The sequence below is a fragment of the Agrobacterium sp. ICMP 6402 genome (assembly GCF_009498615.1).
Classification (GTDB): Bacteria; Pseudomonadota; Alphaproteobacteria; order Rhizobiales; family Rhizobiaceae; genus Agrobacterium; species Agrobacterium burrii.
Genome location: NZ_QSNV01000001.1, coordinates 700,614 through 714,154, shown reverse-complemented (window position 1 = coordinate 714,154; position 13,541 = coordinate 700,614). Strand labels below are relative to the sequence as shown.

Below are 13,541 nucleotides of genomic sequence, written 5' to 3'. Positions count from 1 at the left end.
CAATCTTTCCGGTTCGACCGGAAGTGCGGCCGTGACGAACGCCCGATGAGGAGCAAGCCCGTTCCTCCCCTCCCGTCATTCCGGCCCTGAGCCGGATTCCAGCCGCCACGCGTCTGCGCTTCGGGAACAGCCTTTTCAGCCCAAGGACCTGGGCTGGCTGGATACCGGCTCAAGGCCGGTATGACGGAGGAGAAAGTGTCAGCCTCGGCGTACTATCGGACTACGCCGAGGGAAATTCCGCAAGCCTTGCGGCGTAACGCGCCATCGTATCGACTTCGAAATTGACGAAGTCGCCCGGCTGGCGCTCGCCCCACGTCGTCACAGTCAGCGTGTGGCGGATCAGCAGGACGTCGAAATCCGTGCCATCGACAGCGTTGACGGTGAGCGATGTGCCATCCAGCGCGATGGAACCCTTGGGCGCGACGAATTTCGCCAGATGCTCCGGCGCGCGCAAGCGGATACGCACCGCCTCGCCCTCCGGCTCCACGGACAGGATTTCCGCCTTGTCATCGACATGGCCGGAGACGATGTGGCCGCCAAGTTCGTCGCCGATCTTCAGCGCCCGCTCCAGATTGACATGGGTGCCCTTTTGCCATCCGGCAATCGTCGTCAGGCGCAGCGCCTCTTCCCAGGCTTCGACCTCATACCAGCGCTCGTTGCTGCCGTCTTCCGGCAGTCTCGTCACCGTCAGGCACACGCCGCCATGGGAGATCGATGCGCCCATATCGATGGTCTTGGGATCGTAATTGGTCGCCACCCGCAAACGAATTCCCTCGGCCAGAGCTTCCAGCTCGGACACGGTTCCAACGTCGGTGACAATTCCGGTAAACATCAAAGCGGCCTTTCATAATCGAAGCAGCGATCCGGCCCATGGGCGGTTTCGCTGACCAGAACATAGTCGCCCGTGATATCGGCACGGTTGAGCGGCGTTTCAATGCCGCCTTCGCCGATGACGACCGGGCTTTCAAACAGCATGATACGGTCCACCAGCCCGGCTTCAAGGAATGATTTTGCGGCAAAGGCGCCGCCTTCGACCAGAAGTTCCGACATGCCGCTATCGGCGAGGGTGTGGAGGAGGGATTCGAGCGATGGTGCTTCGAGGATTTGGATGCCGGCTTCGGTGAGGAGTTGGCGTCGGTGGTCGGGGTTACCCCCCTCTGCCCTGCCGGGCATCTCCCCCACAAGGGGGGAGATCGATGGAGCGGCGTATTGCCCGACATCAACAGCTGGCGAATGAGACCCCGACTCAAAATTTGAGCGAGCGGACAGCCCCTTGCCGATCTCCCCCCTTGTGGGGGAGATGCCCGGCAGGGCAGAGGGCGGTAAAGCGGCAACCACCACCGGAACTTCACGCGCACTCCGCACCAGCTTCGACGTCAGCGGCAATTCAAACTGACGATCCAGCACGATGCGCACCGGCGAGCGCTGCTCCATGCCGGCAATGCGCACCGTCAGCTCCGGATCATCCGCAATAGCGGTGCGAATACCGACGAGAATGGCATCACAACGCGCCCGCAGCTCATGCACGGCATGGCGAGCCTCAGGCCCGGTGATCGCCACCTGCCCCTCGCCCTGCCTGCCGATCATCCCATCGGCGGAAATTGCAAGTTTCAGAATCACATGCGGGCGTTTTTTCATCTGACGTGTGAGGTAACCGGCAAGCGCTCGCTTACCCTCATCACGCAGCAGGCCGGTCTCCACGACAATGCCGGCATCACGTAAAATCGTATAACCACGACCGGAAACCCGCTCGTCCGGATCGTCCACCGCCACCACGATACGGGCGACGCCGTATTCCACCAGAGCGTTGGCACAGGGCGGGGTTTTGCCCCAATGCGAGCATGGTTCAAGCGTCACATAGGCGGTAGCACCACGGGCCGCCTCGCCGGCGATTTCCAGCGCCTGACGTTCGGCATGCGGCCGGCCGCCAATGGCAGTCACCGCTTCGGCGATGATGTTTCCGTCTTTGACGAGAACACAGCCCACGGAGGGATTGGTAAGCGTCTGGCCCTGATGGCGGAGCGAAACCTCGATTGCCCTTGCCATGAATTTTTCGTCATCGGCACGGCTCGGCACGGCTAGACTCCGGCGTCCGTATCGCGGGCGATCTTGGCGTTGATTTCGGCAATCACGTTTTCAAAATCCTCGGCATGGCTGAAATCGCGATAGACCGAGGCGTAACGCACGAAGGCCACGTCATCGAGACTTTTCAGCGCTTCAAGAACCTGCAGGCCAATTTCTTCCGAGGGAATTTCCGTCTCGCCGGAGCTTTCGAGACGACGAACGATGCCGGAAACGGCCCGCTCGATCCGGTCGCGGTCGACCGGGCGCTTGCGCAGCGCGATCTCGAAGGATCGCACCAGCTTTTCCCGGTCGAAAGGCAGCTTGCGGCCGCTTTTCTTGATGACCATCAACTCGCGCAGTTGCACGCGCTCATAGGTCGTAAAGCGGCCGCCGCAATCCGGGCAGATGCGCCGCCGACGGATGGAGGTGTTGTCCTCCGCCGGACGCGAGTCCTTGACCTGTGTGTCTTCGGAACCGCAGAATGGGCAGCGCATCGTCTTTTTTCCTTACATGTACGGGTACATCGGGAAACGGTCGGTCAGGCCGACGACCTTTTCACGTACCGCAGCTTCGACGGAGGCATTGCCCTCGTCCGAATTGGCAACCTTCAAGCCGTCGAGAACCTCGACGATCAGCTTGCCGATTTCGCGGAATTCCGCTTCCTTGAAACCGCGCGTCGTGCCGGCCGGCGTGCCAAGACGGACGCCGGATGTGACGAAGGGCTTTTCCGGATCGAAAGGAATGCCGTTCTTGTTGCAGGTGACGTAAGCGCGGCCGAGGGCTGCTTCCGCACGCTTGCCGGTGGCGTTCTTCTTGCGAAGGTCGACCAGCATCAGGTGGTTGTCGGTGCCGCCGGAGACGACATCCAGACCGCCTTCGATCAGGGTTTCTGCCAGCGCCTTGGCGTTCTTGACGACCTGTGCGGCATAGTCCTTGAACTCTGGCTGCAAAGCTTCACCGAAGGCCACTGCCTTGGCGGCGATGACGTGCATCAGCGGGCCGCCCTGCAGGCCGGGGAATACGGCCGAATTGAATTTCTTGGCCAGATCCTCGTCGTTGGTGAGGATCATGCCGCCACGCGGGCCACGCAGCGACTTGTGCGTCGTCGTCGTTGCAACATGGCAATGCGGGAACGGCGACGGGTGCTGGCCACCGGCAACGAGACCGGCGATGTGGGCCATGTCGACCATCAGGTAAGCGCCGACTTCATCGGCGATCTCGCGGAAGCGCTTCCAGTCCCAGACGCGGGAATAGGCAGTGCCACCGGCGAGGATCAGCTTCGGCCGGGTTTCCTTGGCCTTGCGCTCCACTTCGTCCATGTCGAGCAGGTTGTCGCCTTCGCGCACGCCGTAGGACACGACATTGAACCATTTACCGGACATGTTGACCGGCGAACCATGCGTCAGATGGCCTCCCGAGTTCAGGTCGAGACCCATGAAGGTATCGCCCGGCTGCAGCAGCGCGAGGAACACGGCCTGGTTCATCTGCGAACCGGAATTCGGCTGGACGTTGGCGAAGTTGACGCCGAACAGCTTCTTGGCGCGCTCAATGGCAAGCTCTTCAGCAATGTCGACGAACTGGCAGCCGCCATAATAACGCTTGCCCGGATAACCTTCCGCATATTTGTTGGTCATGATCGAACCCTGTGCTTCAAGCACGGCGCGGGAAACGATGTTTTCCGAGGCGATCAGTTCGATCTCGTGGCGCTGGCGACCCAGTTCCTTCTCAATCGAGCCGAAAATATCCGGATCAACTTCGGCAAGCGGACGGGAGAAGAAAGCATCTGTGTTCGACATGGTGAAGGCTCCTGAAACAGTAATGCGATGGCGTCTTAGCGTTCCGCCCGGACAAGAGCAATACGAGGTGCGAGATTTGCCCGTCAAAACGCGACGTTGCGACAAAAAACGGCAGCTGTTTTCGGAAAATCGCCAAGAAAAAAGCCGCACCCGAAGATGCGGCCTGTTTTCATCGATAAAAGCGCAGATCAGTTGCGCGGCAGAAGGTCGTCATCAACAGGGCCGGCCGGCTGCTCGATGCCGGTGGTGGTGTTGAGCGCCAGTTCGGCGTTGCCGTCCTTTTCATAGATATCGTCGCGGAACTGCACCACGCCGTCCTTCGCCGACCATGCGGTGATGTAGACGAAATAAACAGGCACTTCCTGCGCCAGCTTGATCGGCGTGTTGACGCGGGTGGCGATGACGCGCTCCATTTCCTGACGCGACCAGCCGGGCGTGTCGCGCAGCAGCCAGCTTGTGAGGTCGCGCACATTCTGCACGCGCACGCAGCCGGAGGATTCGAAACGCATCAGCTTGTTGAACAGGCCCTGTTGCGGCGTGTCGTGCATATATTCGTTGTTCGGATTGTGGAAGTTGATCTTCGTCGAAGACATGGCGTTGATCTTGCCGGGGTCCTGACGGAACATCAGGTTCGGAGCCTTCGGCGCGAACCAGTCGACCGCGGTCGGCGGCACTTCCTGTCCCTTGCCATCGATGAGGCGGATATTGTTCCGCTCCAGATAGGTCGGGTCCTTCTGCATCAGCGGCACGATATCCTTCTCGATGATCGAGCGCGGCGCGGTCCAGTAAGGGTTGAGGATGACCTCGTAGATCTTGGAATTGATGACATGCGTCGGGCGGCTGGCCCGGCCGACGACGGCCGTGTTGCGCAGCACGACGCGTTCATTCTCCACCGCTTCGATGGCGGCGGCCGGAATATTGACCATCAGGTGACGCGGGCCGAGATCGCCCGACATGGACTGGATGCGCACGAGGTTGGTCTGCAATTGCGCCAGACGAATCTGGGCCGAAACATTAAGCGCCTTGGTGGTATATTCACCGCTGACACCATCGGCGGGAAGACCATGGCGGGCCTGGAAGCGTTTCAGCGCACCATCGACGTAACTATCGAAGGCGCTGGAAATGCCGGCCTCGCGCGGCAGGTCGCCGGATACCATCAGTCGCTGGCGAAGCGCCTGTACGGAGGGGTCAGAGACGCCAATCTGAAGACGCTGCTGACTGATGGGCACATCCGGCCAGCCACCATTCTGGACGATCTGCTGATATTGCATGATCGCCTGCTGCATGTAGACAGGCGCTTCCCGTCCGAGAACCGGATTGTTGGAGACCACGCCGACGGCGGAACGCGACGTATTGGCGTCGAACTGGTCATCCCAGTTGCCGCGGCGTGACGAACCCATGAGGTCGTTCAGCGCATTTTGCGCGAGCGCCGGCGCGGCAAGCGCTGCGACACCAACGGAAACGGCTGAGCGCAGAAGCGCGCGGCGCGATACGGAATCGGAAACGGATTTCTTTGTCATTCTACCTACCAGCCACTCTCTTCGGCATTCTCAACAATGCCTAAATCAATATGATTAACAAACACGTACAACGTGCCTGCCGGCCGGTAATGCTCGAGGCCCAGTGTCTGGGCGCTACAGTCTGGCGGAACAGTCGGGACTTGCCGCGACAGCAGGAGAAACAGCCGGCTCCCTCACCCTTGCCGGTCCCATATCAATATGGCCAATTCGTGTCACGCGCCTTTTCTCACAAAGCTGTGTTGCCTGAAAGTAAAGGCGAAGGCCCGGATAAGGCACCGGGCTTGACATGAAAAACAAGCGTCGGCGTTGCGCGGAATCCGCAAGCCGGAGGCAAAGCGATGCCCCCGGCTTAAACAGTGAAACCGTCGCGGATATTAGAGACGATAAGCGATCGAGTCGTTCCAGAAGCGATCGAGGCGCTGCAGCAGCTTGTTCATTTCGGAGAACTCGCCGGTGCCGATGCCGCCGACCTTTTCGATCGAGCCGACGTGGCGTTCATAAAGGCGGGCAACCGTTTCGGCGATGGCCTGGCCTTCTTCGGTCAGGCTGATGCGGACCGAGCGGCGGTCGACACGCGAGCGCTGATGGTTGATGAGACCGAGGTCGACCAGCTTCTTGACGTTGTAGGAAACGTTCGAGCCGAGGTAATAACCGCGGGAACGAAGTTCACCGGCCGTCAATTCGGAATTGCCGATGTTGAAAAGCAGGAGCGCCTGTACGGCGTTGACGTCATCACGACCCTGACGATCGAACTCGTCCTTGATGACATCGAGGAGGCGGCGGTGGAGACGTTCCACCAGGTGCAGCGACTCCATGTAGAGCGAACGGATGGTATCTTCGTGTGCGTCGGCAACAACGGCCTGCGGCTTAACTTTGCTATTGATCATGACTGCCTCACTGTTTTGTTTGGCGGTGTGTTTGTTTGTCTCCCGCCTTGAGTGAGAACCTAATCAATGCGCATAAAATTCTACTTAAAAGCTACGATTAACAAATGGTTACCTGCATTTTCCCTGGAGGGGTCAACTTGTGGCGAAGCGGGAATGGCCAGAGCTCATCTATTATAAATCAATGACTTAGCGATAAAAAACAGCCGAAAATCAGGCCCAATTGCTTTATTCTTATGGTAAATCAATTCTTGCGCGTTCTTCATTCTGGCGGTGATCCAGCCAGAAAGCGACCAGAAATAGTATATAAATGGTTGCCACGAGGCCGTGCATGACGGGTACCAGCGTGTTGGCGCCAAAGATATGTGGCCATACCTTATACATGGCGATCTGCGCGCCTGCGCCCATGACCCACATGACGGCGCCCCAGGAGGCGCCAAGCCAGAGACCGAGTGCCGCGACCGGGAAAATGACCGCAAGCGCGCTGCCCGCCACCCGCCAGGGCAGGTTCAGCATATCGAACCGCCCCTGCCCGCCCAGCGAGTACCCCGTGAGCATTGCCCAATATTGCAGGCCGAACCAGAAACAGGAGACCGCGACCAGTCTCATGAAGACCAGAAAGAGGATTTCCGTAAGCGGAAGCTTCGGCAGAGGTTGAGAATCAGGTTCCATGGCCGGAAGATACGGTCTCGACGGGCGGGCGACCAGCCCATATTGAATCCGGTGGCTCGTCTTGTCAAAGCAGCATCGCCCGTTCATGGCGGGTGTGGAACCGCAGGACCTTCGAGGGGCCTCGCCTTGTTTCCTTAGAAGGCCAGGGCAATGCGCACCAGCAGACGATAGGCAAGACTGCGCGGCACCATTTGGTTGACAGTCCCGGCGATGTAGAGATCGCGGTCCGGCACATAAAACAGCATGGCCCCGAAGACGCCGGAATGGCCGATCATGGCGGGTACGGCAAAGAAAGGCGACTGCCAGCGCGGGATGCTGAACCGCATGACACCGATGCCATAAGAAAGAGGCACCAATGGCGAGAAGATCGAGCGCCATTGCGCCGTCATCCCCGCGAGGCTGGTTTTGGAAAACAACTCACCCCCAACAAAAGCACGCAGAAACCGGATCTGGTCCCGCATGGTCGAGACGATGGCGCCTTCGGCGGCAAACGAGGCTAGAGCCCTGGGAGTATGCAGAGGCGTGTTTCGACACATAACCGCCGTGACATCGCTATAGCTATCAAGCGTCGCAGGCGTGAAGAGCCAGGTGTCTTCCAGCGCCAACGGCTGAAAGATACGGTTACGGAGCGCATTTTCATAAGAACAACCGGCCAGAATTTCAACGATGCGCCCGAGCAGCATATAGTTGGTGTCGCTGTAGAATGCCTTTCTGGGCGTGGAGGGCGCAAAGTGAGCCTTCATGGAGCGGGAAATAGACAGAAGTTCGTCAAAACTCCAGCCCCTGTCTGCCTTGAGCAGATCGGCAAGGACCGTGCCTCCGTCCGGCCGCTTGTCCTCGAAATAGTCCGGGATGCCGGAGGTATGGGCCAGAAGTTCACCGATTGTGACCTGCGATCCGAAATCACGTCCATCGTAAATATTAAGGCCAGCCATCGTCTCGCATCCGAGCAGGTCCGAGGCGCGGGAATCCAGCGCAAGCTTGTGCTCCTCGCACAGCTGGACGATCAAAGCCGCCGTGAACAACTTGGTGACGCTGGCGATGAAATAGGGTCGTTGCGCTTCGCCGTGCCGCCAGGAAAAACCGGTGGACGGCTGCTCGACAGTCAGGGCAAGTCCGGCGGCACCGGGCGGAAAGGCATATCCGGCCGCGATCCGCTCAAGCTTCGGCGTTTGCATCTATCACCCCTACTGGCCTGTTCCGTGCAGGCTTGCACAATCGACCGTGTCAACTCCTGGTAACGCCGCATTATTCCCCAACAGCATTGCAGGAAAATTGTCGCATTCGCATCGTGCGCCCTCCGTGTTATGGAGCTTTCCAGAATGGGCGGGATACGAAGGATATTCTTACATGCAGGACAAAACGCATCTGGTCGACGAGATTACCGGCCATCGCCGCATGCGGCGCAATCGCAAGGCGGATTGGACGCGCCGTCTGGTGCAGGAGAACCGCCTGACCGTCGACGATCTCATCTGGCCAGTGTTCATCGTGCCGGGCAGCAATATCCTCGATCCCATTCCGGCGATGCCCGGCGTCAACCGGATGAGTATCGACAAGCTCGTCGAAGCGGCGAAGGAAGCCGCCGACCTCGGCATCCCGGCAATCGCCACCTTTCCGAATATCGAGATGGAGCTGCGTGACGAGACCGGCTCGAATGCGCTGGAGGCCAACAATCTCATCAATCAGGCGACGATCGCGGTCAAAAAAGCCGTTCCAGATATCGGTATGATCACCGATGTCGCGCTAGACCCTTTCACCAGCCACGGGCATGACGGCATTTTGCGCGGCGACGAGATCGTCAATGACGAGACGGTCGATCACGTCGTCAGGGCGGCGATCCTGCAGGCGGATGCCGGCTCCGACATTATCTCTCCTTCAGAGATGATGGATGGCCGTGTCGGCGCCATCCGTCGCGGTCTTGATGCCGCCGGGCATCAGAATGTCGGCATCATGGCTTATGCGACGAAATTCGCCTCCGGCTATTACGGCCCCTATCGCGAAGCCATTTCCACGGCTGGCCTGCTGAAGGGCGACAAGAACAGCTATTACATCAGCCCCGCCAACGGCATGGAGGCGATCCGCGATGCGGCGCTCGACGTTGAGGAAGGGGCTGACATGCTGATGGTCAAACCCGGCCTGCCCTATCTCGACATCTGCTGGCGGCTGAAGGAGAATTTCGGGCTGCCGACTTTCGCTTATCAGGTGTCAGGCGAATATACCCAGATCAAGGCGGCGGCCATGAATGGCTGGATCGACGGCGAGCGGGTGATGATGGAAACGCTTCTCTGTTTCAAGCGTGCAGGCTGCGACGGCATCTTGAGCTATTTCGCCATCGAGGCTGCACGCAAGCTCGCAAAGGGCTGACGGCCACCTCTTATTGTATTCGGTCGTTTTCTTCCCATATTGTCTGCTGACACGGCACATATGCCGAGCTGTCAGACCTTCTTTAGGAGAAAACGACCGATGAGCCTCGACCAGAACCCCACCTATGCCGCACCGGACGACTGGCGCGCCTATAGCGGCGTCCTGAGCCGGCGCGTCTTCGCGTTCCTGATCGACTACGCGATCGTTCTCCTCCTGTGCATTCCCGCCGCCGTGGTCGTGTTTTTTCTGGGCGTGATCACGCTGGGTCTCGGCTTCTTTCTCTATCCGGCCCTGTTCGTCATCGTTGCCGTGCTTTATTTCGGCGTGTCGCTCGGCGGCCCCTCGCAGGCCACACCTGGCATGCGGGCGATGGGGATAGCGATGGCACGCATGGACGGACGGCGAATCGATTTTCTTCTGGCGACCGTGCACATCGTGCTTTTCTGGGTCATCAACTCGGTTTTGACGCCGCTGATCCTGCTTGCAGGCCTGTTTACGGAGCGCTCGCGCCTCGTTCACGACTTCCTGCTCGGCACCGTCATGGTCAGAACACGCTGATATCGAGGAAAGCCACGAAAACGTGGCTTTCAAAGGCGGTAAATACCTCATCCCGCAGTTGACGTTTTCCGTCATTTTGCCATTCTGTGACATTATGCTTGTCGCTTGAAGCGCCGCCGCCAACCCCGTGAAATCGCGGCGCGCTTTCATAACAGACGCAGGAGGCGATCACGGTTCGATGAACACGCAGGCGACGCCCTCTCCCCAATTCTATCTTACGGCACCGGCCACCTGTCCCTATCTGCCGAACCAGATGGAGCGGAAGGTTTTTACGCATCTGGTTGGCCCACGCGCGTCTGATATGAACGACCTTCTGACCCAGGGCGGCTTCAGGCGTTCGCAAAACATCGCCTATCGCCCGGCCTGCGAAAACTGCCGCGCCTGCGTTTCCGTGCGTATCCTGACCGAGCAGTTCCAGCCGACGAAATCGATGCGGCGCGTTCTCGCCATCAACAGGGATGTCGTGGCAACCGTCCACGCCGCCGAGCCTTCTACCGAGCAGTTCTCCCTGTTCCGCCGTTATCTCGACCACCGCCACCAGTCGGGCGGCATGTCCGATATGTCGGCGCTGGACTATGCGATCATGGTCGAAGACACGCATGTGAACACACGCATCATCGAATATCGCCTGCGCGAACCCGGCTCCGGCATCGACGCCAGCAAACGCGGCGAATTGCTGGCCGTGGCGCTCAGCGACGTGATGAGCGACGGGCTGTCGATGGTCTATTCGTTCTTCAACCCCGACCTCGAAAAACGCTCGCTCGGCACCTTCATGATCATCGACCACATCACCCGCACCCGCGCACTCGGCCTGCCGCATGTGTATCTCGGCTACTGGGTCGATGGCTCGGACAAGATGGGCTACAAGACCAGATACCATCCGCAGGAACACCTGACGCCGCGCGGGTGGGAGGTTTATTCTCCTAAAGAAGAATAAGAATTCGCCAAACAGTCAAATTCATCCGATAAACTCCATTTAAACTTGGAGTACTTCATATGAAAGCAACCATTTTCGAGATCGGCGAAGCCGCAGGTATTATTATCCCCAAGGACATGCTTGAACGGCTTGGCTGGAAGATCGGCGACGTTCTCAATCTACGAATCGATGGCAATGTGCTTGACGTGCGATCCGCCAGTGGTGTGGATGAGGCGACAGATGATTTTGATCGTCAGCTTGAACATGCGCGGAGCGCGATGCGCAAGTACCACGTCGCCTTGAAAACGCTCGCAAAATCATAAAATTCGCTTGGTTTGACCACCAAACAAATACGATAGAAAACGTCCCGGCGGTGCCGGGAACGTCAATCACATCACCCGCCAAATTTCCCGCTCCGCGGAAAGCCCTTCGGCACGGTGCGGCCAACGGTGGCGCGGTCGGCCAGCCATTCGCGCAATTCTTCGCCGACCTTGTTGAACAGACGTCCGGCCGTGTCGGACCAGCTCAAGCCTTCGGCCAGCGCGAAGCACTTCACATCCACCACACCGCCATCCTTGTAGCGCTGCAGGCGCACGCCCTTGCCGCGCGACATTTCCGGCACCTGCGACAGCGGGAAAGCCAAAAGCTTGCGGTTTTCGCCGACGACGGCGACATGGTCGCCGGTCACCGGCACGGCAAGCTTGGCTTCATCAGGCATGGCGACATTCATGATCTGCTTGCCCTTGCGGGTGTTGGCGATCATTTCGCTTTCGGCGACGATGAAGCCGTTGCCGCCGGTGGAGACCAGCAGCAGCTTGCGCGATGGATCGTGAACAAAGGCCGTCAGGATATCCTGATCATTCTCCATATCGACCATGATACGGATCGGCTCGCCATGGCCGCGTCCACCCGGCAGCTTGTCAGCGCCGAGCGTATAGGCCTTGCCGCCGGTGGTCAGAAGCAGCAGCTTGTCGGTCGTCTGCGCCGGGAAGGCGAGCTTCGGACCGTCGCCTTCCTTGAAGGTCAGCGCTGACGTGTCGGACATGTGTCCCTTCAGCGCCCTGATCCAGCCCTTCTGCGAGATGACGATGGTGACCGGTTCCTTCTCGATCATCGACTGATGGATAGCATCGATATCGGCATCCGGTGCATCGGCGAATTGCGTGCGACGACGGCCGATCTCGGTTGCCTTGGCGTATTTCTTTTTGACCTCGCCGATTTCCCAGGCGACGGTCTGCCACTGCTTGTCGTCGGAGGCGAGCAGTCCTTCGATTTCGGCCTTCTCGCTGCTGAGGTCGTCGTGTTCCTTGCGGATTTCGAATTCCTCGAGCTTGCGCAGATTGCGCAGCCGCATGTTGAGGATGGCTTCGGCCTGATTATCGGTGAGCGACCACCTGGCCATCATCACCTGTTTCGGCTCGTCCTCCTCGCGGATGATGCGGATCACCTCATCCAGATTGAGATAGGCGACCAGCAGGCCGCCCAGAATCTCGAGCCTGCGGTCGATGGCGGCCAGACGGTGACGGGAGCGGCGGACCAGCACGTCCTTGCGGTGCGCCAGCCATTCGCTCAGCACCTCGTTCAGCGCCATCACCTTCGGCACCTTGCCAAGCGACAACACGTTCATGTTGAGCGGCAGGCGGCTTTCGAGGTCGGACAGGCGGAACAGCGATTCCATCAGCAGCGTCGCATCGACGGTGCGGTTCTTCGGCACCAGCACGATACGCACGTCTTCGGCGGATTCGTCGCGGACATCCTCCAGCAGCGGCAGCTTGCGGGCGAGCAACAGCTCGGCGATCTTTTCGATCAGCCGAGATTTCTGCACCTGGAAGGGAATTTCGGTGATGACGATCTGATAACCGCCACGGCCGAGATCTTCCGTTTCCCACTTGGCGCGAACGCGGAAACCGCCGCGCCCCGTCTTGTATGCCTCGAGAATATTCTCGCGGCTTTCGATGATGATGCCACCGGTCGGCAGGTCCGGGCCGGGAATGAACTCCACCAACTTCTCAACCGTCGCATCGGGGTGCTTGATGAGATGAAGTGCGGCGTCGCAAAGTTCATGGGCATTATGCGGCGGGATCGATGTCGCCATGCCCACGGCGATGCCGGAGGCGCCGTTTGCCAAAAGGTTCGGGAAAGCGCCCGGCAGGACCACCGGTTCCTCGTCTTCCTCGTTATAGGTGGCGCGGAAATCCACCGCGTCCTCGCCGATGCCTTCCAGCAGCAGCGCCGCCACATCGGTCATGCGCGCTTCGGTGTAACGATAGGCGGCGGCGCCGTCGCCATCGATGTTGCCGAAATTGCCCTGCCCGTCGACGATCGGATAACGCTGCGAGAAATCCTGCGCCAGACGCACCAGCGCATCATAGACCGACTGGTCGCCATGCGGGTGGAACTTACCGATCACGTCACCGACGATACGGGCGCATTTCTTGAAGGCCGAGTTGGGGCGGATGCCCATCTCGCTCATGGCGTGGATGATGCGGCGATGCACCGGCTTCAGGCCGTCGCGCACATCCGGCAGCGCACGATGCATGATCGTGGACAGGGCGTAAGCGAGGTAGCGCTCTTCAAGCGCCGCCTTCAAATCGACCGGATGAATGTTATCGTCTCCGCCTGACGGAGGTACAAGATTTTTTCCCATGGTGCTTGACTAGCGGAAATGCCGGAACCCGGCAAGAAATTCAGGGGTCTGCCCTGTGGATGAAAACACCTCTTTCACGAGGTTTTTTGTTAACCGCGATGTAAATGCCGCAATGCCGCC

Annotated in this window: 13 protein-coding genes; 4 read left to right on the top strand and 9 right to left on the bottom strand. The window is 59.3% G+C overall.

Going from position 1 to position 13,541, the window contains the following annotated elements:
* Window positions 1–220 precede the first annotated feature (220 nt).
* The 8 genes from DXT96_RS03595 to DXT96_RS03560 form a co-directional block, all read right to left on the bottom strand.
* A complete protein-coding gene (locus DXT96_RS03595) occupies window positions 221–832 on the bottom strand; it encodes a riboflavin synthase (protein ID WP_153513543.1) in 612 nt (203 codons plus the stop codon).
* Entirely contained in the window at window positions 832–2,076 is a 1,245-nt protein-coding gene (gene ribD, locus DXT96_RS03590) for a bifunctional diaminohydroxyphosphoribosylaminopyrimidine deaminase/5-amino-6-(5-phosphoribosylamino)uracil reductase RibD (protein ID WP_371418780.1), read from the bottom strand. Before ribD ends, DXT96_RS03595 begins: the two co-directional genes overlap by 1 nt.
* Before the next feature lie 2 nt (window positions 2,077–2,078).
* Entirely contained in the window at window positions 2,079–2,558 is a 480-nt protein-coding gene (gene nrdR / locus DXT96_RS03585; protein ID WP_003496675.1) for a transcriptional regulator NrdR, read from the bottom strand.
* A gap of 12 nt (window positions 2,559–2,570) precedes the next feature.
* Window positions 2,571–3,860 carry a serine hydroxymethyltransferase gene (glyA, locus tag DXT96_RS03580; protein WP_153513542.1) on the bottom strand — a complete coding sequence of 430 codons (1,290 nt, stop codon included), beginning with the start codon at window positions 3,858–3,860 and terminating at the stop codon, window positions 2,571–2,573.
* A gap of 188 nt (window positions 3,861–4,048) precedes the next feature.
* A complete protein-coding gene (locus DXT96_RS03575; RefSeq protein ID WP_153513541.1) occupies window positions 4,049–5,380 on the bottom strand; it encodes a murein L,D-transpeptidase in 1,332 nt (443 codons plus the stop codon).
* Between the two features lie 374 nt (window positions 5,381–5,754).
* Window positions 5,755–6,264, bottom strand: coding sequence for a transcriptional regulator LdtR (gene ldtR, locus DXT96_RS03570; protein ID WP_169539083.1), 510 nt, complete (start codon window positions 6,262–6,264; stop codon window positions 5,755–5,757).
* A gap of 234 nt (window positions 6,265–6,498) precedes the next feature.
* Complete coding sequence (locus DXT96_RS03565; RefSeq protein WP_174372748.1) at window positions 6,499–6,936, bottom strand: DUF6163 family protein; 438 nt, start codon at window positions 6,934–6,936, stop codon at window positions 6,499–6,501.
* Between the two features lie 134 nt (window positions 6,937–7,070).
* Entirely contained in the window at window positions 7,071–8,114 is a 1,044-nt protein-coding gene (locus DXT96_RS03560; protein WP_153513539.1) for a serine hydrolase, read from the bottom strand.
* A gap of 172 nt (window positions 8,115–8,286) precedes the next feature.
* Between DXT96_RS03560 and hemB the strand changes: the two genes are divergently transcribed.
* The 4 genes from hemB (at window position 8,287) to DXT96_RS03540 (ending at window position 11,097) form a co-directional block, all read left to right on the top strand.
* The gene (hemB, locus tag DXT96_RS03555; protein WP_153513538.1) at window positions 8,287–9,300 is read left to right on the top strand and encodes a porphobilinogen synthase; all 1,014 of its coding nucleotides are present in this window, start codon (window positions 8,287–8,289) and stop codon (window positions 9,298–9,300) included.
* A gap of 99 nt (window positions 9,301–9,399) precedes the next feature.
* Window positions 9,400–9,858, top strand: coding sequence for an RDD family protein (locus DXT96_RS03550; protein WP_153513537.1), 459 nt, complete (start codon window positions 9,400–9,402; stop codon window positions 9,856–9,858).
* A gap of 178 nt (window positions 9,859–10,036) precedes the next feature.
* Complete coding sequence (locus tag DXT96_RS03545) at window positions 10,037–10,795, top strand: arginyltransferase (RefSeq protein ID WP_153513536.1); 759 nt, start codon at window positions 10,037–10,039, stop codon at window positions 10,793–10,795.
* A 59-nt stretch (window positions 10,796–10,854) separates the two neighbouring features.
* On the top strand, window positions 10,855–11,097 hold the full coding sequence (locus DXT96_RS03540) for an AbrB/MazE/SpoVT family DNA-binding domain-containing protein (RefSeq protein WP_149897885.1): 243 nt from the start codon (window positions 10,855–10,857) through the stop codon (window positions 11,095–11,097).
* A gap of 71 nt (window positions 11,098–11,168) precedes the next feature.
* On the opposite strand, the gene parC is transcribed toward DXT96_RS03540, so the two are convergent.
* The gene (parC, locus tag DXT96_RS03535; RefSeq protein WP_153513535.1) at window positions 11,169–13,421 is read right to left on the bottom strand and encodes a DNA topoisomerase IV subunit A; all 2,253 of its coding nucleotides are present in this window, start codon (window positions 13,419–13,421) and stop codon (window positions 11,169–11,171) included.
* Window positions 13,422–13,541: the final 120 nt, after the last annotated feature.

Bases quoted from the DNA above. Each gene is read 5' to 3' on its own strand.
- glyA (WP_153513542.1), bottom strand. From the start codon at position 3,860: ATGTCGAACACAGATGCTTTCTTCTCCCGTCCGCTTGCCGAAGTTGAT.
- DXT96_RS03550 (WP_153513537.1), top strand. From the start codon at position 9,400: ATGAGCCTCGACCAGAACCCCACCTATGCCGCACCGGACGACTGGCGC.
- nrdR (WP_003496675.1), bottom strand. From the start codon at position 2,558: ATGCGCTGCCCATTCTGCGGTTCCGAAGACACACAGGTCAAGGACTCG.
- parC (WP_153513535.1), bottom strand. From the start codon at position 13,421: ATGGGAAAAAATCTTGTACCTCCGTCAGGCGGAGACGATAACATTCAT.
- DXT96_RS03575 (WP_153513541.1), bottom strand. From the start codon at position 5,380: ATGACAAAGAAATCCGTTTCCGATTCCGTATCGCGCCGCGCGCTTCTG.
- DXT96_RS03565 (WP_174372748.1), bottom strand. From the start codon at position 6,936: ATGGAACCTGATTCTCAACCTCTGCCGAAGCTTCCGCTTACGGAAATC.
- DXT96_RS03595 (WP_153513543.1), bottom strand. From the start codon at position 832: ATGTTTACCGGAATTGTCACCGACGTTGGAACCGTGTCCGAGCTGGAA.
- hemB (WP_153513538.1), top strand. From the start codon at position 8,287: ATGCAGGACAAAACGCATCTGGTCGACGAGATTACCGGCCATCGCCGC.
- DXT96_RS03540 (WP_149897885.1), top strand. From the start codon at position 10,855: ATGAAAGCAACCATTTTCGAGATCGGCGAAGCCGCAGGTATTATTATC.
- DXT96_RS03545 (WP_153513536.1), top strand. From the start codon at position 10,037: ATGAACACGCAGGCGACGCCCTCTCCCCAATTCTATCTTACGGCACCG.
- DXT96_RS03560 (WP_153513539.1), bottom strand. From the start codon at position 8,114: ATGCAAACGCCGAAGCTTGAGCGGATCGCGGCCGGATATGCCTTTCCG.